General features: G+C 72.5%; 15 protein-coding genes and 1 pseudogene. 4 read left to right on the top strand and 12 right to left on the bottom strand.

The features are described 5' to 3' along the window. Positions 1-39 precede the first annotated feature (39 nt). From WFH32_RS02565 to mraZ, 4 genes are all read right to left on the bottom strand, one after another. Complete coding sequence (locus WFH32_RS02565; protein WP_336706131.1) at positions 40-2,118, bottom strand: peptidoglycan D,D-transpeptidase FtsI family protein; 2,079 nt, start codon at positions 2,116-2,118, stop codon at positions 40-42. Then, on the bottom strand, positions 2,115-2,381 hold the full coding sequence (locus tag WFH32_RS02560) for a hypothetical protein (protein ID WP_225227870.1): 267 nt from the start codon (positions 2,379-2,381) through the stop codon (positions 2,115-2,117). Before WFH32_RS02560 ends, WFH32_RS02565 begins: the two co-directional genes overlap by 4 nt. A 173-nt stretch (positions 2,382-2,554) precedes the next feature. Continuing rightward, on the bottom strand, positions 2,555-3,577 hold the full coding sequence (gene rsmH, locus WFH32_RS02555) for a 16S rRNA (cytosine(1402)-N(4))-methyltransferase RsmH (RefSeq protein ID WP_191795659.1): 1,023 nt from the start codon (positions 3,575-3,577) through the stop codon (positions 2,555-2,557). 300 nt (positions 3,578-3,877) lie between these two features. Continuing rightward, positions 3,878-4,312 carry a division/cell wall cluster transcriptional repressor MraZ gene (mraZ, locus tag WFH32_RS02550; RefSeq protein WP_191795696.1) on the bottom strand — a complete coding sequence of 145 codons (435 nt, stop codon included), beginning with the start codon at positions 4,310-4,312 and terminating at the stop codon, positions 3,878-3,880. 336 nt (positions 4,313-4,648) lie between these two features. On the opposite strand from mraZ, the gene WFH32_RS02545 reads away from it, so the two are divergent. From WFH32_RS02545 to WFH32_RS02535, 3 genes are read left to right on the top strand one after another with little or no spacing between them, the layout of a single operon-like run. Further along, positions 4,649-5,653, top strand: a complete 1,005-nt coding sequence (locus WFH32_RS02545; protein WP_318244026.1) for an AAA family ATPase — start codon at positions 4,649-4,651, stop codon at positions 5,651-5,653. Position 5,654: 1 nt separating this feature from the next. After that, a complete protein-coding gene (locus WFH32_RS02540; RefSeq protein WP_191795658.1) occupies positions 5,655-6,983 on the top strand; it encodes a DUF58 domain-containing protein in 1,329 nt (442 codons plus the stop codon). Continuing rightward, positions 6,980-9,322: a transglutaminase family protein gene (locus WFH32_RS02535; RefSeq protein WP_336706128.1), complete on the top strand. Its 2,343-nt coding sequence runs from the start codon at positions 6,980-6,982 to the stop codon at positions 9,320-9,322. Before WFH32_RS02540 ends, WFH32_RS02535 begins: the two co-directional genes overlap by 4 nt. Here the strand turns inward: WFH32_RS02535 and WFH32_RS02530 are convergent. The 3 genes from WFH32_RS02530 to WFH32_RS02520 are packed head-to-tail and all read right to left on the bottom strand — an operon-like array spanning position 9,270 to position 11,450. After that, the gene (locus tag WFH32_RS02530) at positions 9,270-9,683 is read right to left on the bottom strand and encodes a DUF3040 domain-containing protein (RefSeq protein ID WP_138824735.1); all 414 of its coding nucleotides are present in this window, start codon (positions 9,681-9,683) and stop codon (positions 9,270-9,272) included. The genes WFH32_RS02535 and WFH32_RS02530 overlap by 53 nt on opposite strands. A gap of 38 nt (positions 9,684-9,721) precedes the next feature. After that, the gene (dinB, locus tag WFH32_RS02525; protein WP_191795656.1) at positions 9,722-10,981 is read right to left on the bottom strand and encodes a DNA polymerase IV; all 1,260 of its coding nucleotides are present in this window, start codon (positions 10,979-10,981) and stop codon (positions 9,722-9,724) included. A 22-nt stretch (positions 10,982-11,003) separates the two neighbouring features. Beyond that, positions 11,004-11,450: an SAV_6107 family HEPN domain-containing protein gene (locus tag WFH32_RS02520; RefSeq protein WP_191795655.1), complete on the bottom strand. Its 447-nt coding sequence runs from the start codon at positions 11,448-11,450 to the stop codon at positions 11,004-11,006. Positions 11,451-11,574: 124 nt separating this feature from the next. On the opposite strand from WFH32_RS02520, the gene WFH32_RS02515 reads away from it, so the two are divergent. Beyond that, positions 11,575-12,681 (top strand): spermidine synthase, encoded by a 1,107-nt coding sequence (locus WFH32_RS02515; RefSeq protein WP_191795654.1) that lies wholly within the window; start codon positions 11,575-11,577, stop codon positions 12,679-12,681. Positions 12,682-12,760: 79 nt separating this feature from the next. Here WFH32_RS02515 and WFH32_RS02510 read toward each other — a convergent pair whose 3' ends face one another. The 5 genes and pseudogenes from WFH32_RS02510 to WFH32_RS02490 all read right to left on the bottom strand — a co-directional run bounded on the left by WFH32_RS02510 (position 12,761) and on the right by WFH32_RS02490 (position 17,125). Next, on the bottom strand, positions 12,761-12,964 hold the full coding sequence (locus WFH32_RS02510; RefSeq protein WP_030150522.1) for a cold-shock protein: 204 nt from the start codon (positions 12,962-12,964) through the stop codon (positions 12,761-12,763). A gap of 313 nt (positions 12,965-13,277) precedes the next feature. Beyond that, complete coding sequence (locus tag WFH32_RS02505; RefSeq protein ID WP_191795653.1) at positions 13,278-14,225, bottom strand: proteasome assembly chaperone family protein; 948 nt, start codon at positions 14,223-14,225, stop codon at positions 13,278-13,280. A 225-nt stretch (positions 14,226-14,450) separates the two neighbouring features. Then, a complete protein-coding gene (locus WFH32_RS02500; RefSeq protein WP_030150524.1) occupies positions 14,451-14,891 on the bottom strand; it encodes a response regulator in 441 nt (146 codons plus the stop codon). 129 nt (positions 14,892-15,020) lie between these two features. Next, positions 15,021-16,442, bottom strand: a pseudogene (locus WFH32_RS02495) (sensor histidine kinase); the annotation flags it as partial. A gap of 257 nt (positions 16,443-16,699) precedes the next feature. Beyond that, the gene (locus WFH32_RS02490; protein ID WP_336706177.1) at positions 16,700-17,125 is read right to left on the bottom strand and encodes a SpoIIE family protein phosphatase; all 426 of its coding nucleotides are present in this window, start codon (positions 17,123-17,125) and stop codon (positions 16,700-16,702) included. Positions 17,126-17,202: the final 77 nt, after the last annotated feature.

Raw genomic sequence — 17,202 nt, 5'->3', positions numbered from 1 at the left:
GACCCGACGACGGAGCCGCCCGCCGACCGGTCGCCATGCTCACCACTCGGTCGCGTAGGGCTCCTCGACCTTCGAGCTCGGCGGGACGTTCATGTGCTGGAGCGTGAAGCCCATCACGTCCTTGAACACCGGGGCCGCGACGAGCCCGCCGTAGATCGTCGTGCGGGGGTTCTTGAGGAAGACCGCGACCGTGTACTGCGGGTCGTCCGCGGGGGCCACGCCGATGAACGACGCCATGATGTCCGTGAGCCGGCCGTCCGCACCGACCTCCTCCGCCGTGCCCGTCTTGCCCGCGACCCGGTAGCCGTCGATCGCCGCCGCAGCACCCGAGCCGTCCTGGACCACGGCCTCCATCATGTGCAGGACCTGGTCCGCGGTCGACTCCGACACGACCTGGGTCGTCTCTCGCGGTGGGGCCGGGGTGAAGACCCCGTCCGGACCGGTCGTGCCCTTGAGGAGGGTCGGGGCCACGCGCGTGCCGCCGTTCGCGATCGTCGAGAAGACGCTCGTGGCCTGGACCGCGTTGACCGCCAAGCCCTGACCGAACAGGACCGCGTACTCGGTGCGCCCGTCCCACTTCTCGGCCGGGGCCAGCAGGCCAGCGGACTCGCCCGGGAGTCCGAGACCGGTCTTCGACCCGAACCCGAACTCCCTCAGATAGTCCTCGCGGACCGACTTGGGCAGGTCCTGGCCGACCATCACGGTCCCCGTGTTCGACGACTGTGCGAGGATCCCCGCGAGCGTCAGCTTCTCGACGCCGTGCTGGTGCGAGTCCTTGAAGGTCTCGCCGTTCGCCGTCGTGTAGGTGTACCCGACCTCGTACTGGCTCGCGGGGGTCGCGAGCCCCTCCTCGATCACGGCCGCCATCGTGACGACCTTGCCCGTCGAGCCCGGGGCGAAGACGTCCTTGACCGCACGGCTGCCGTCCGCGACGCGTGAGCTGGACCGGTCGTTCGGGTCGATCGCCCCCGAGTCCGCCAGGGCGAGGACCTCCTGGGTCCTGACGTCCTGGACGACCGCGATCCCGTAGTCGGCCCCCGTCTCGGCGACCGCCTTGTCGATCGAGTCCTGCGCCTTCCACCCGATGTCGCGCACGAGGGTCAGGGCCACCGACTCTCCCGGCACGGCCTCGACGCTCTCCCGGGTGCTGCCCGGGATGCGCACGCCGCCCGCGCCGCCCGCCCGCTGGAAGAGCTCGGTGCCCGGGGTCCCCGTGAGGAGGTCGTCGTAGGTCGCCTCGATCCCCCCGAGCCCCACGACCTGCTCGGTCGTGCCGTCCTCCGACGGCTTGGCGCCGACGTACCCGACGATGTTCCCCGCCGTGGTTCCCGCCGGATAGGTGCGCTCCGTGGTGAGCTTCGTGCTGATGTAGGCCGAGACGCCGAGCTCGACGATCTGGCGCTGGACCTCCGGGACCACGTCCTTCTTGAGGACCACGTTGCGGTTGACCCGACCGTTCGTCCCGCTGAGCTGGGCCGCGAGCTCCGGCGCCGAGCGGTCGAGGATGGGAGCGAGCAGCCTGGCGAGCGCGACCGCTCCCTTGCCCTCGACCTGCTTCCCGTCCACCGTGTGCCGTGCCGACGGTTCGAAGTCCGGGATCGTCTTCTGGTCCGCCGAGACCGTGTACCGGTCGATCGACGTGGCCAGCACGACGCCGTCGGCGTCCGTGATGTCTCCTCGGTGCGCCATCGTCACGTGCGACTGCGTGCGCTGGTTCTCCGCGGCCTGGGCGAGGCTCGGACCGATCACGACCTGGACGTACACCAGGCGGACCGTGAAGACCAGCAGGACGGCCAGCGCGATGCCCATGATCCAGCGCTGGCGATGCTCCGGACGGCCCGGGGCGGGCACGGCTGCGGCGGCGGGTCGACCGAGACCCGTACCGCGTCCCGAACCGGAGTGCCCCACGGCCGAGCCCTGCGTGCCGGTCGCACCGCGCGCGGGCGACGACTTCCGCACGGCCCGGCCGGGCTTGCGCGGCGCCTCCCCCGTCGACGGTCGCGGGGTGCCGCCTCGGCCCGTTGCCGCGCCCGACGACCGGGTCGACGCGCTCGTGCGGGACGAACCGACCCGGCGCGGCTGCTCGCCGCGCCCCTGCCGGTCCGCCCCACCGGTCACGGGGTGCTCCCTGCCTCCGGCGCTCCCACGATCGCGCCGTCGGACAGGCGCAGCATCGTCGGCGCATCGGACTCGACCATGCCCAGCGCGGCGGCCCGGCCGGGGAGCGACGTCGCCGCGGCCTGCAGCTGCGAGTGCAGCGACTGCGTGTCCTGCTCGAGCACGCCCGCCCTGGTCCGCAGGTCCGAGAGCTGGTAGGACCCCTTGGCCATCGTCGTGTTGAGCAGCAGCGCACCCAGGAGCGCCGCCCCGAGGATCGACATGCACAGGACCAGGAAGGGAACCCGCGAGCGCACCTGCAACGGGGCGCGGACGGCTTCGAGCCGAGGGCGGTGGGACCGACCCGCGGCACCCCCCGGCAGGGCGGTGAGCGACGGCCTGCGGGCAGGGGCCGGGCTGGTCGACGTCAGAGGCCGAGCGGTGGCCTGTCGTGGGCTCATGGCTTGTTCTCCCCTCGCGGGCGGTGGCGTAGGTGGTCGGGTGTGGGGCGCAGCCTCTCGGCGGCGCGCAGTCGTACCGAGGCCGAGCGCGGGTTGCGCTCGAGCTCCTCCGGCGGCGCCTCCTCGGCACCGCGGACGAGCAGCTTGAGATAGGGCTTGTGGGTCTCGGGCTCGACGGGCAGCCCGGCGGGCGCGCTCGACGTCGCACCGCGAGCGAGCTCCCGCTTGACGATGCGGTCCTCGAGCGACTGGTAGGACTCGACGACGATCCGGCCGCCGACCGCCAGGGCGTCGACGGCCGCCGGGACCGCACGCCCGAGCACCTCGAGCTCGCCGTTGACCTCGATCCGCAGCGCCTGGAAGGTGCGCTTGGCAGGGTTGCCCCCGGTCTTGCGCGTGGCGGCAGGGATGTTGGCCCGCACGAGGTCCACGAGCGCGGCGCTGCGCGTCCAGGGCTCGACCTCCCGACGACGCACCACGGCCCGCGCGATGCGCTGCGCGAAGCGCTCCTCCCCGTACTCACGCAGGATCCTGGTCAGGTCGCGCTCGTCATAGGTGTTGAGGACGTCCGCAGCGGTCAGTCCCGTCGTCGTGTCCATGCGCATGTCGAGCGGCGCGTCCTGGGCGTAGGAGAACCCGCGCTCCGACTCGTCGATCTGCAGCGACGAGACGCCGAGGTCCATCAGGACGCCCTGGACGGCAGGAAGGCCCAGGTTCGCGAGGACCTCCCCGATCTCGTCGTACACGGCGTGCACGGCCTGGAACCGCTCACCGAACCGGGCGAGCCGCTCGGAGGCGAGCGCGATGGCCTGCGGGTCTCGGTCGATCCCCACCACGCGCGCGGTGGGTACCTGCTCGAGCACCGCCTCGGTGTGGCCGCCCATCCCGAGGGTGCAGTCGACGAGCACCGAGCCGGGCTCGGCGAGGGCGGGGGCGAGGAGGTCCACGCACCGTTGCAGGAGGACCGGGACGTGGCGGTCCTCCGCTCCTGTTCCTGACGTGCTGCGAGGTGTGGTCATGACGCCTCCTTCCTGGTGGGTCCTCGTCGGGTCGATGAGGGGTGGAGCATGTGGTGCGGGCCTGTCTGTCGTGCGGTCTGCCAGCAATCTGTCGCTGCTGTCCTTGCGGTGCTGCCGGGGAACGCCGTCCTGCTGTCTCGCGGTCCCGCCCGATCAGGTCTCCCTCCGCGTCCTTTCTGGCGCCGGGGAAGTGCGCCAGACCGGGCGGGAGGAGGCCTCATCGTGCGGAGCCTCGTCACCTGCTGCTCGTGCTGTCCGTGCTCGGTGTCTCGTGCCGGGCGGACCCCGGGGGCCCTGGGCTCAGAAGCGCAACGCTGGAAGCACCTCCTCGGCCGTCGCCGCGTACTCGGCCTCCTGGTCGGCGAGGTACGCCTCCCAGGCCGCGGCGTCCCAGATCTCGACACGGGTGCCGGCGCCGATCACGGCGACGTCGCGGTCGAGGCCTGCATACGTCCGCAGCGCGGCAGGGATCGAGATCCTGCCCTGCTTGTCCGGGATCTCGTCGCTGGCCCCCGAGAGGAACACACGGAGGTAGTCCCGCGCCTGCTTGCTGGTGACGGGGGCCTGGCGGATCTGGTCGTACATCCGACGGAACTCGTCCATCGGCAGGAGGAACAAGCACCGCTCCTGCCCCCTGGTCATGACCAGCCCGGAGGCGAGCTGACCGCGGAACTTCGCAGGCAGGATGAGCCGCCCCTTGTCGTCCAGCCGAGGGGTGTACGTCCCGAGGAGCAGGCTCGGAGAACCGCCGAACGACTCGTTCACCAGACTCCACCTCCCCTCCCGCTCCCTCGTCCTCCACAGTACTCCACAAGCCTCCACCAGGCCCGAGATATGGAGCCCATTTCACCCCTCTTCGCAGAATCTCCGCAGGTCAGGACGCATGGACCGATGTGGAGCGCGACGCGCCGCGCGCCGCGACCGCACGGGGGCTTCGCGCAGTACGCCCGGCTCGTCCCCCTGCCGCGCACCCCTGGCGCAGGTCCCGGGATCCGGACGTGGGGGGAAGTGGGGAGAATGGTCAACTAGGCTCGACCTTCCAGACGCCAGGCGTGACCAACGGAGGTTCTCGTGCTCACCGACTACTCCACCGCGCCACGGCGCGACGGGATCGATCCTCTCGGGGAGCTCGTCGAGGCGACAGGGCGGATCCGGACCCGGATCGAGTCGGTGATCTCCGGGCGACCCGAGCTCGTCCACCTCACCGTGGCCGTCCTCCTCGCCGAGGGACACCTCCTCCTCGAAGACGTCCCCGGTGTCGGCAAGACGACCCTCGCCAAGGCGCTCGCGCGGACCATCGACTGCCAGGTCGGGCGCATCCAGTTCACCCCGGACCTGCTCCCCAGCGACCTCACCGGGGTCAACATCTTCCGCACGGAGACCCACGACTTCGAGTTCCGCCGGGGTCCGGTGTTCTCCAACATCGTCATCGGTGACGAGATCAACCGCGCATCGCCCAAGACGCAGTCCGCACTGCTCGAGTGCATGGAGGAAGGTCAGACGACGGTGGACGGGACCACCCACCGGCTCCCTCGCCCGTTCCTCGTCGTCGCCACGCAGAACCCGGTCGAGATGGAGGGCACCTACCCCCTTCCCGAGGCGCAGCGCGACCGCTTCATGGCCCGGCTCACCGTCGGCTACCCGGACCTCGACGCCGAGCTCGAGATGCTCGACCGCCAGGAGTCCGACACCCCCCTCGAGCACATCGAACCGGTCGTCGACGGCTCGACGGTCCTGCGCTTCGCCCAGGTCGTGCGGTCGGTCTACGCCTCGCTCGCCGTCAAGCGCTACGTCCTGGAGCTGGTGACCCAGACCAGGGAGCACCCGGGCCTCAAGCTCGGTGCGTCGCCCCGCACCTCGCTCCAGCTGCTGCGGGCCGCGAAGTCGGTCGCGGCGATGGCGGGCCGCGACCACGTCCTGCCCGACGACGTCCAGCTGCTCGCGCAGCCCGTGCTCGCGCACCGCCTGATCCTGTCGACCGAGTCCCGGCTCGCGGGGCGCACGACCGAGCAGGTCGTCCGCGGGATCGTCGAGGCGACCCCGATCCCCGCCCACTCGACGACGGAACGTCGCTGACGTGTCCGGCTCACGGCGTCCGCTACCGCGCCGGGGAAGGGCCGCGCAGGTCCGGCCCACCGCCCGAGGGACCGCCGTCCTCGCGGCGAGCCTCGTGCTCGTCGGCACGGGCACGGCGCTCGGCCTGACCGACGTCGTCGGGCTTGGCGCCGCGGGTCTGCTCGTCGTCGCGACGGCGTGGGCCTGGATGGTGCTGCGCCGGATCGATCGCGGCCGGGGTGCCCTGCGCGTCTCTCGCCGGATCGAACCGGATCCCGCGGTCCGCGGCACCCAGGTCACCACCCGGCTCCTCGTCTCCCCCGTCTCGCCGAACGCGACGTCCCTCGGCCGGCTCGCCCGGCTGCAGATCAGCGAGCAGGCCGCCGCCGAGCTCTGCGAGCACGACGCTCTGCGCGCACAGGTCGTCTCCCATCCCGACCGGATCGCCGTCCGCTACCGGATCCGTCCCGAGCACCGGGGCCGCTGGCCCCTCGGCCCGGTGCTCACCAGCAGGGTGGACCTCTTCGGCCTCGTCCGCGCAGGGCAGCCCCTCGGAGAGGCGAGCACCGTCTCGGTCCGTCCCCGCACGACCGAGCTGGCGGTACGAGGATCGCGAGCCTTCGGCGACCTCGCCCGGTCCAGGAACGGCGCACGGACCTCGTCGAGCGACGACAGCGTCCTGCGGGAGTACGTCGCGGGCGACGACCCGCGTCGCGTCCACTGGGCCACGGCCGCCCGGCGTGGGCAGCTCATGGTGAGGACCGACGAGAACGCGGGCATGGCGTCGGTCACGGTGCTCCTCGACCGTGGTGTCCTCCCGCCGCCCGACACGGACCGGTCCTCGATGGCGGCCCAGGACGGCGAGTGGGCGGTCGAGGCCGCGGCGTCCGTCGCCGTCACGCTCCTGGGGGCGGGGCACCCGGTCCGCCTCGTCGCGTCGTCGGCGGCCCCGACCCTCGACGCCTACCCCTACTCCACCGGACGCACGAGCGACGGCGCGGCCCAGATCCTCGACGACACGATCGACCTCGGTGGGCACGCGAACCCGCGCGACGCCGAGCGCGCACTCGCCGCGACCGCCGACGCCCTGCGGGCCTCCCGTCGCCCCGGCGAGCTCACGGTCGCCGTGCTGGGCCCCCTCGGGGCGATCTCCGGTCCGTCCGTCGCCCCGCTGGCGGGCGACGGCAACCACTGGGCGTTCGTCGTCGCGCCGGACGGGGACGGCCTGGGCAGCGCCGTCCAGGACACGCTGTCCATGCTGCGCGCGATCGGCTGGCTCGCCGTCTCCGTCGACCCGCGCGAGACCACGGTCGGCGCAGCATGGAACCGACTCATGGAGGAGCACCGGTGACCGCCACGCCCACCCCAGCGACGAGCGCGGTCTCCCGCGACGTCGTCCTGCGGATCGTCGCCACCTCCGTCCTCGTCGCCGTCGCCACGCTCGCCTCGTTCCGAGCGCTCACCGTGCTCATCGGACCAGGGCAGTGGACCCGGACGGGCACGCTGTTCGTGCTGGCGCTCACCCTCGTGACCGGGGGCACCCGACTCCTGCTGGAACGTGGCCACGAAGCCCGGCCCGGACGCCACGACATCGGGTTCCGCGGCGTCGTCCCGACGCTCGTGGGCCTGGTCGTCGGCGCCTGGGGGCTCCTGGCCGTGTTCGGCGGACCCACCTCGCGCGGCATCGACCTGGCGATCAGCGGCGCGAGCATCGACCGGCTGCTCGCACGCCTCGGCGCAGGGCAACGGCTGGTCGCCGAGGAGGTCGCCCCGATCGACCCCTCGTTCCCGCTCGCCCTGATCGCGGTGGCCGGGACGATCCTCGTCCTCCTCGCCACCGACCTCGTCGTGGCCGGCCTCCGCTTCCCGGCCGCGGCCGCGCTGCCGCTCCTGGCCCTGTGGATCCCTCCGCTGGTCATCGAGGGCTCGATCCCGCCGCCGGTCTTCGTCGTGACGGTCGTCGCGCTCCTCCTGCTGGTCGCGGTCGACAACCCGCACCGTGTGGCCCGTCGCCGAGGCGCCGTGCCCGCACCCGTCGGGCCCGCCGCGCGGACCTTGCGCGCTGGCGGGATCCTTGGTGCCACTGCTGCGATCGCCGTGCTGGCCCTGGTCGCGGGTACCGCGGCCGGCGCGATCCCCCAGGTCCTGAGCTCGCCGTGGTCGTCCTTCTTCACGAGCGCCGGCCCGACCGTGCGCCTGGCCAGCGACCTCGACATGGAGGAGAACCTCGGCGCCCGCTCACAGGAGGTCGCGCTGACGTACGAGTTCCCGCAGGAGATCGACGAGGGAGGCGCGAGCACCGGCATCGGCCCCCTGCGCATGTTCACGCTCACCGGCTTCGACGGGAAGAGCTGGCGCCGCGGCGACTCGCGGCAAGGGCCCCCGGTCGACGCCGGGCAGGTCCTGTGGCCCGACGACTCCGGGGCCGGGCCGACCGAACCCAGGACGGTCGCCGTCACGCTCCGGACCCTGCGCGACGAGAAGCTCGTCCTTCCGACCGAGCCCCGGTCCGTCGACGTCGACGGCGAGTGGTTCTACGACGACTCTCGTGACGAGGTGACGGGCAACTCAGCGACGACGCCCGGCATGACCTACTCGTTCGAGGTCTTCGCCCGCGACCTCACCGCTGACGCCCTGCGCGCCAGCACCGGCGACGACCTCGACGACCCGAACGTCGTCGAGGTGCCCGAGAGCGCGCACCGGGACGACGTCCGCGCCCTCGCCGAGGAGATCGTGGCGGGCACGACGACCCGCTACGACGCCGCGGTCGCCCTGCAGTCCTACTTCCGCGACGGGAGCAACTTCACCTACTCCACCGAGGTCCCCGAGGGCGCGACCGACGACACGGTCTGGAACTTCCTCCAGGACCGGGAGGGGTACTGCGTCCAGTTCGCCACGTCCATGACGATGATGGCCCGAGCCGTCGGGATCCCGGCCCGCCTGGCCGTGGGCTTCCTGCCCGGCGAACGGGCGAGCGACAACGTCTTCCAGGTGACCGGCAAGGACTCGCACGCGTGGCCGGAGCTGTACTTCCCCGGTCAGGGGTGGGTCCGGTTCGAACCGACGCCCGCGGTACAGGCCGGGCCGGTGCCCGCATGGGCCGACCCGTTGCTCGGACCCTCGAGCGACGACTCGACCGCGGTACCGGGTGACGCGGCGACGAGCCAGGCCGGGCCGAACGCGACGCCGGGAGCGGTCCAGTCCACGGCGCCGGCCCCGGGGGTCGGTTCCGGCTCGCTCGGCGACGAGGCGTCCTCTGGACGCGGCTGGAGCATGGGCCTGCTCGCCCTCGTGGCCGTCCTCGTCCTGTCGGGGCTGGGGTGGCTCGTGGCGCGCCGCCGCGGCGGGGCTTCGGCGGAGCCCGACGTCGAGTCGACGTGGACGGACCTCGTCCGGCAGCTCGACGACCTGGGCATCAGCTGGCACGACTCCGTGACGCTTCGCCGGGTTCCTGCCGTCGTGGCGGCTCAGGTTGCTGAGAGGACGGGCCGACACCTGCCGGACGCGACGACCGACGCCCTCGTCGCCCTGGCCGCAGAGGTGGAGCTGGAGCGCTACGCGCGCACCTGGTCACCTCCGCCGCCGGGCGACCTCGCCGCTCTGCGGGACAAGGTGGTCGCGGGAGTCCGGGACGAGCTCAGCGACCGCCCTGCTCGCGTCGACGGTCCCAACGCTCTTCCAGTCGGTTGAGGAAGCCCTGACGGGGCGCCCCGCTCTTCCCGCTCTTCGCGGAGGCCTTGGGTGGCGTGACCTTGCCGTGCTCGTCCACGACCCCGACCGGTCCGGTCGTCGACTTGCGAGGCGCGGAGAACGCGAACGCGACTCCTGCGAACATCACCACGAATCCGACCACTCCCAGGACGGGTGAGGCGGACGCCGCACCGAAGACCAGGAGCAGCAGTCCCCCGACCACGCCGATGCCTGCGGCTACGTAGCGCAGGCCCGACTTGCGGGGGCTCGACTGAAGCGTCGTCGCCAACCGCGGATCATCCGAGGTCAGCGCTCTTTCCATCTGTTCCAGTACGCGCTGCTCGTACTCTGACAGAGGCATGGGCACCCCCGGTTCTCAGCGGTTGATATGTGTCCCCCTCAGGATAGTTCGACATCTGCCCGCGTGGTAGTCGAGCGCCTGCGGGTGGACGCCGGCCCGATCGAATTCACCCCAAAACGGTCGCGGATCCGGTCGAGCGCCCTCTCGGCCTCACGCTGCGCACCGGAGGCCTCCTGCACCGACTCCTCGAGGGTCGGCTGCTCGACCGAGGCGCCGCGACGTTCGAGGTTCTCCGCACGCACACCCACGAGCCGGACGGGCAGGCCACGCCGGTCGACCCCTCGGGCAAGCTCGAGCGCCACCGAGTGGATCTCCTGCGCGACGTCGGTGGGCGAGGAGAGCGTCCGCGAACGCGTCAGCGTCCGGAAGTCCGACGTCCGGACCTTGACCGAGACGGTCCGCGCCACGAACCCCTGGCTGCGCAGACGCGTGGCGCACCGGTCCGCGAGCCCCAGCAGGGCCGATCCGATGATCACGAAGTCGTAGAGGTCCTGCGCGAAGGTCGTCTCCGCACCGATGCTCTGCTCGGCACGCCCTGGTTCGACGGGACGAGGGTCCCGACCCCAGGCGAGGTCGTGCAGGTGCGCCCCGGCAGCCTTGCCGACCGCGGCCTGCAGTGTCGCGACGTCCGTGTCGGCGAGCTCCGCGACGGTCGTGATCCCCCACCCGGCGAGCGTCTTCTCGGTCCGCTCCCCCACCCCCCACAGCGCGCCGGCCGGCAACGTGCGCAGGAACGGGACGGTCGAGGCGGCCGGGACCAGGAGGACTCCGTCGGGCTTGGCGTGCGTCGACGCGAGCTTGGCGACGAACTTGGTCGCGGCGATCCCCACCGAGCAGGTGATGCCGACCTCCTCCCGGACCCTCGCCCGCAGGTCCCGGGCGATGAGGGTGGGCGCGCCGAGCCGGCGCCGGGCACCGCTCACGTCCAGGAACGCCTCGTCGATGCTGATCTGCTCGACCAGCGCCGTGATCTCGCGGACGATCTCCATGACCGCCCGCGAGGCGTCCTGGTACGCACGATGATCGGGCGGCAGCACGACGGCCTGGGGGCACAGCCGGCGAGCGAGCGCCATGGGCATGGCCGAGTGGACGCCGAAGGCGCGGGCCTCGTACGTCGCGGCGAGGACGACGCTGCGCTCGGCACCGCCGACGATCACGGGGCGCCCCACGAGCTCCGGCCGGCGCGTCAGCTCGACCGACGCGAAGAAGGCGTCCATGTCCACGTGCATGATCGAGCAGCCCGACTCGTCGTCGCCCCAGTCACGGCGGGCCAGAGCGGCCCGTGGGCCGCGGCTCACCGTGCGCTCCGCCGGACGGTGCTCATGAAGCCGCGACCCGCAGCGAGGGGTGGCGCACGAAACCGACCCCGGGGTCGACCAGCATGGCGACCTCGTCGCGGAAGTCCTCGGCGCAGGCCATGATCTCGTCGGCCTGCCGGGCCTCGACCGCGTCGAAGCGCCCGGCGTCGACGGCCGCCCGGATCCGCGCCCCGCCCGCGAAGTAGACCGACCAGGCGGACAGCCCCGGCTCGACGAGCGCGAGCATGTCCCAGACGGACCGGGCGCGCGACCGGGGGGACGGCCTGCCGCGGAGCGCGACGACCGCGGCCGCGGAACGCAGCGCACCCAGGTGCGAGTGGACGAACCGCTCGGCCGGGTCCGCCGTGAGCCCGGCGGCGACGAGCTCGGCGTCGGCACGGGCCAGGAGGCGCACGACCTCGGGGGCCACGAATCCTGCTCCAGGGAGCGCGCTGTGCTGCGTGGTCATCGGAACACCTCCATGCCAACTATCGAACACCTGTTCGATCCTGTCAATCCTCCGGGCGACCATCCGGCGGGCCCCCGTCGACGCGACGACGCCCCTCGGTCACGGACCGCCTACGGTTGACCCCATGGGCCGCAAGACCACCGGGCGCTCGTCCCGCCGTACCTCAGCATCCACCTCGCCACCCACAGAGACCGGCCCGTCGTCACGGCGCGGCCGCGCGGGCGCCCGGCACCAGGGCGCCGAGACCACCCGCGACCTGCCCACCGAGGAGGTCCGTACCTCGACGGGCACCGCCCGGCTGGTACCGGACCCGGACGGCAGCACCGGCGTCACCCTCCTCGTCAACGGGGTGCCCAGCTCGCACCTGGACCTCGCCGACCCGGGACTGCTCACGTTCGAGTACATGCAGCAGATGGCGGCCGTCCTCGCCGCACTCCCCTCCGGGCCGCTGCGGGTCGTGCACCTGGGCGCCGCGGGGTGCGCGTTCGCCCGGTACGTCGAGCACGAGCGGCCGGACTCCCGGCAGGTCGCGGTCGACCTCGACGCCGACCTCGTCACGCGCGTGCGCGAGTGGTTCGCCCTCCCCCGCGCGCCGCGCCTCCGGCTGCGCGCCGGCGACGCTCGCGCGGAGCTCGCGACCCTGCCCGACGCGAGCGCCGACGTCGTCGTGCGCGACGTCTTCGCAGGCGACACGACCCCGGAGCACGTCACGACGACCGGCTTCGTGCGCGAGGTCCTGCGCGTGCTGCGTCCCGGCGGCGTCTACCTCGCGAACTGCGCCGACCGCCCGCCGCTCGCGCTCGTCCGGGCCGAGGTGGCGACGGCGGTCTCGGCCCTCGTCACCGACGGCGCCACCGACCGGGGCGTCTGGGGCGACGTGGGACTGATCGCCGAGCCAGGACAGCTCAAGGGCCGCCGCTACGGGAACCTGGTCCTGGTCGCGGTCCGCAGCGCGGCCGCCACCTCGACCGGTCCGTCCGACGACTCCGCCCCGACCGGGCTCGACCTGCGCGACGCGACGCTCGCACGCGCGCTGCGGAGCCTGCCTGTACCGGCCACGCTGCTCACGGGCGAGGAGGTGCGCCGGTTCGCCGGCACCGCGGCGCCGCTCGAGGACCCGCCGGAGCCCGTCCCGTCCGCCGGTCCCGCCTCGTCGTCGCCCGACGACGCCACCCGCCCGGGTGCGCCGGCGGCGGACGGGCGCGACGCCGTCGGGCAGGAGAAGGACTGACACAGCACGGAGGCCGCACCCCACGCCGGGGTGCGGCCTCCGTCGCCGACCCGCGAGAGTCGACACACGATCAGGGAGATCAGAGCGGGCGGACGTTCTCCGCCTGCGGGCCCTTGGGCCCCTGGGTGATCTCGAACTCGACCCGCTGAGCTTCTTCGAGCGACCGGTAGCCCTGGGCCTCGATCGCGGAGTAGTGGACGAAGACGTCGGCGCCGCCGCCGTCCTGGGCGATGAACCCGTAGCCCTTCTCAGCGTTGAACCACTTCACAGAACCCTGCGCCATGCTGTTCCTCGTACCTTCTGTCCATGCGGGGACATCCGCGAACGGACCCTTCGCCCGTTCATCGAGCCGCAGCCACGCGGACCCGCGACGCGCTCCGCGAGGTCCGGTCGTGGCGACCGCCGGTTGGACTGGCACGACCCCGGCGGACCGGGATCCTGCTGCGCCGATACCGGTTCACGCGAAGGCATGTCTCGAGCACGTCACTGCAACGAGACTTAGTTTTGCACGGTGAAGGTGAAGTTCGCCACGTCAGGCGCCGAGGAAATACCGTGATTCGTCCGCACAACCTCCGCAGAACCTCCGCGAGCGGTCGTCACTCCCCCGTCTGCTGGGCAAGGAAGCGTTCGAACTCGGCCCCGAGCTCGTCAGCAGTCGGAATAGGGGCCGACTCCGCGAGCAGGCTCGTCCGGCCCACCGAACGGGCGAACGCGTCGTACTGCTCCTCGAGCGCACGCACGACCGCGGTGACCTCCTCCGACTCGGCCATCTGCCGCTCGACCTCGGCCACGGCCTCCTGGGCCCCCGCCGTGAGCGCCGCGACCCGCAGGTCCAGGCCCGTCGAGCGCTGGACGTTCTCGAGCGCCACCACGGCGGCGGGCGGGAACGGCGACTGCGCCAGGTAGTGCGGCACGTGGACCGTGAAACCCATCGCGTCGTGCCCCGACTCCCCCAGGCGCAGCTCGAGCAACGAGGCCAGCGAGCCGGGGACCTTGACCGTGCCGAACCACGACGTGTGGTCCTCGATCAGCTCGCGCCGCGTCGCGTGCGCCGTCACCGACAGCGGGCGCGTGTGCGGGATGCCCATGGGGATGCCGTGGAAGCCCACGACGAGCGACACGTCGAAACGGTGCACGAGCTCGCGCAGCGCGGCGACCACGCGCTCCCACTGCAGGTCCGGCTCCATGCCGTGCAGGAGCAGGAAGCCCGTGCCCTCGGCGTCGCGCACGTGGTCGATCGCGAGGAACGGCTCGTCGTACGACGCCCACCGGTCCGCGTCGAACACCATCGTCACGCGCTTCGAGCGGTAGTCCAGGAGCTGGTCCACGTCGAACGTGACCAGTCGCGTGACCTCGAACTCCTCGAGCAGGTGCTCGACCGCGAGCTCGCCGGCCGTCCCCGCGTCCACGAACCCGCGCACCGAGTGCAGCATGACCGGGCCCGTCGCACGGACGGCAGCCTCTCCCTGCGTCCCCGTCGCCGCGGGCAGGACGCGCGCCACAGCGGCCTCGTCCACCTCGTAGATCTCTCGTGGGTCCAACACCAGATGCTCCTCCGTCGTCGTCCTCGCCCGCCCAGGTCGGCGGCCGGGCGGTGCCGGCACGGTTCTCGGGCGGTTCGATCACGACAACACCGAGGGCCGCCCGATGCTTCCCGCCCAGAGGGCCGGGTCGTCCCGGCCGCACGAGCGCGCAGGTATCAGCCGCGCGCGCGCAGTCCCGGCCGGGCAGGCGCGCCAGAGCACCGGTCACGCAGCCGCGCGAGGATCTCAGCGGGCGGGCAGCCGGACCACGGTGACGAAGAAGTCGTCGATCTGGCGCACGACGTCGATGAACCGGTCGAAGTCGACCGGCTTGGTCACGTAGGCGTTCGCGTGCAAGGAGTACGACCGCACGACGTCCTCCTCGGCCTCCGACGTCGTCAGGACGACCACGGGGATCTGTCGCAGGGCCGGGTCGGACTTGAGCTCGCCGAGCACCTCGCGTCCGTCCATGCGGGGCAGGTTCAGATCGAGCAGGATGAGGTCGGGCGTCGGGGCGTCGGCGTACTCGCCCTCCTTGCGCAGGAAGGCCATCGCGCTGACGCCGTCGCTGACCACCGAGAGGCGGTTGGTGACCTTGTGGTCCTCGAAGGCCTCACGCGTCATGAGCACGTCACCGGGGTCGTCCTCGACCAGCAGGACGTCGATCACCTTGTGCCCGTTGCTCATCTCGTCCACCACGCCGTTCCTCGTCGTCGGGCCCCGGTCCTCCGGAGCCACGCCGCGAGCCTAGTCGACGAGGACCGGACGGGCGCGGCTGCGCGCGCCGTGAGGGCCGGACAACGCTCCACGGGCGCCTCACCGGGCCGACGGCGACGGCGCGCTCCCGACCGGGTCGTACTGGTGCGCGATCGTGAACCGGACGGTCGTGCCGCCGCCGACGGTCGGCTCGATCCAGATCCTGCCCCCGTGGTACTCGACGATCCGCTTGCACAGCGCGAGCCCGATACCGGTCCCCTCGTAGACGTCCTTGGGGTGCAGCCGTTGGAAGATCACGAAGACCCGCTCCGCGTACTGGGCGTCGATCCCGATCCCGTTGTCGGCGACGGCGAACTCCCAGGCGTTGTCGAGCGCACGGACCGCGACGTGCACCACGGGCGGTCGCTCGGGGTCCCGGAACTTGATGGCGTTCCCGACGAGATTGACGAAGAGCTGTTCGAGCAGCCCCTTCTCGCCGCGCACCGTGGGCAAGGGGTCGTGCGTCACGGTCGTGCCCGTCGTCGTGATCTTCTCCTCGAGGTCGGAGAGCACCACCCCGAAGGCCTTCTCGAGGTCCACCGGCCCCCTCTCGGCGCCCGTACGACCGACCCGCGAGAAGCCCAGCAGGTCCTGGATGAGGCGCTGCATGCGCTTCGCCCCGTCCACGGCGAAATCGATGTACTGGTCGGCCCGGTCGTCGAGCTGGCCGCCGTACCGCTTCTGCAGGAGCTGGGTGAACGACGCGACCTTGCGCAGCGGCTCCTGCAGGTCGTGGGACGCGACGTAGGCGAACTGCTCCAGGTCGCGGTTCGAGCGGGCGAGCTCCTGCGCCTGGGCCGCGAGGAGCTCGTGCGAGTGCTCGACCTCCGCGTGCGACGTGCGGATCTCCGCGACCTGGCTCACGAGCTCCCTGCGCATGTGCTCGACGTCGACCGCGAGCGCCCCGATCTCCCCCGGTGCCTGGACGGCCACGGGCTGGCGCAGGTTCCCGTCGCTGACGACCCGGACCTGGTGGGCGAGCGTCGTCACCGGGTCGGTGATCCATCGCTTGAGCACGCTCCAGAGGAAGCCTCCGACGAGGACCGCCGCGACGACGAGGACGACGACCGAGCCGAACAGCACCTGCGTCCACACCTCGAGCGAGCGGACCTTCTCCTCCCGGACCTCACGGAGCACGGCGATGTACTCGCCCGTCGCGGTCCGGGCCTCCGCGAAGAGCCGGGCGCCCTCGAGCCGGTCGTCCGTCGTCACGGCGTCCGGGCCGTCCTGGCGCACCTTCTCGACCGTGGGCTGCGCGAACTCGACCGACCACGCGTGGACGGCCCGCGTCGCGTCGTCGAGCGCCGTGGCGACCGGTGACGACCTGGTGATGCGCTCGGCCGTGGCGTCGTCGTGGATCGCGCTGCCCCCCTCCTTCGCCAGCGACCGGTCGAAGGCCTCGAGGTTCAGGGCGCTCCCGGTGGCCAGGTAGCCGCGCACCGAGGACTCGGCGTCGACCAGGGTCACGTACGCGCTGTCGGCCTCCGTGACGGCTGTGAAGTAGGGGTTGGTGACCTCGTCCTGGTAGCGCACCACGTTGACGAGCGCGATCACAGAGACGCAGACCACCACGAGGAGGATCGCGGCGGCGAGGACCAGCAGACCGCCGAGCCGTCGCCGCAGCGACGGGCCGGGCGGTGGTGCGTCGGGGACCTCGGCGTCCAGCAGCTCGTCGTCCGGGGTCGAGGGCGGCGCACCGTCCGTGCTCGCGGGCGGCTCGTCGTCCGGGGACGGTCCCGTCACTGCGACCACCCGTCCGAGTCGGCGAGCGTCGCGGTCCGTTCGCCCCGGGCGTCCTGGTCGGGGCCGCCCCACCCGATCACGAGCACCGCCGCATCGTCCGCGAGGGGTCCGCCGTGCAGGGTGCGCACCCGACGGAAGAGCCTCTCGACGAGCCCTTCCCCGCCGTGCGCGAGCTCGGTGTCGACGGCCGCGACCAGCCCCTGGACGCCGAGGCGTTCGCGCCGACCGGGCGTCCCGCCGGCAGGCGGTGCGTCGGCCTGGGGGTCCTCGGCGAGCGTCGCCTCGATCAGCCCGTCGGTGTAGAGCATGAGCGCCCAGGGTGCGTCGAGCGGCACGCGCTCTGCCCGCCACCCACCCGTGACAGGGATGCCCAGCGCCCGACCGCGCGAGGTCGTCGGGAGCTCGGTGCACGAGCCCTGCAGGAGCAGGGGGGGGCATGTGGCCCGCGAGGTAGAGGTCGACGCTCGCCCGGTCCGGGGAGATGACGACCTGGCACAGG

This window comes from Oerskovia sp. USHLN155, assembly GCF_037145535.1.
Classification (GTDB): domain Bacteria; phylum Actinomycetota; class Actinomycetes; order Actinomycetales; family Cellulomonadaceae; genus Oerskovia; species Oerskovia rustica.
Note: the sequence above shows the minus strand (reverse complement) of the source record. Positions and strands in the feature narration are given on the sequence as shown.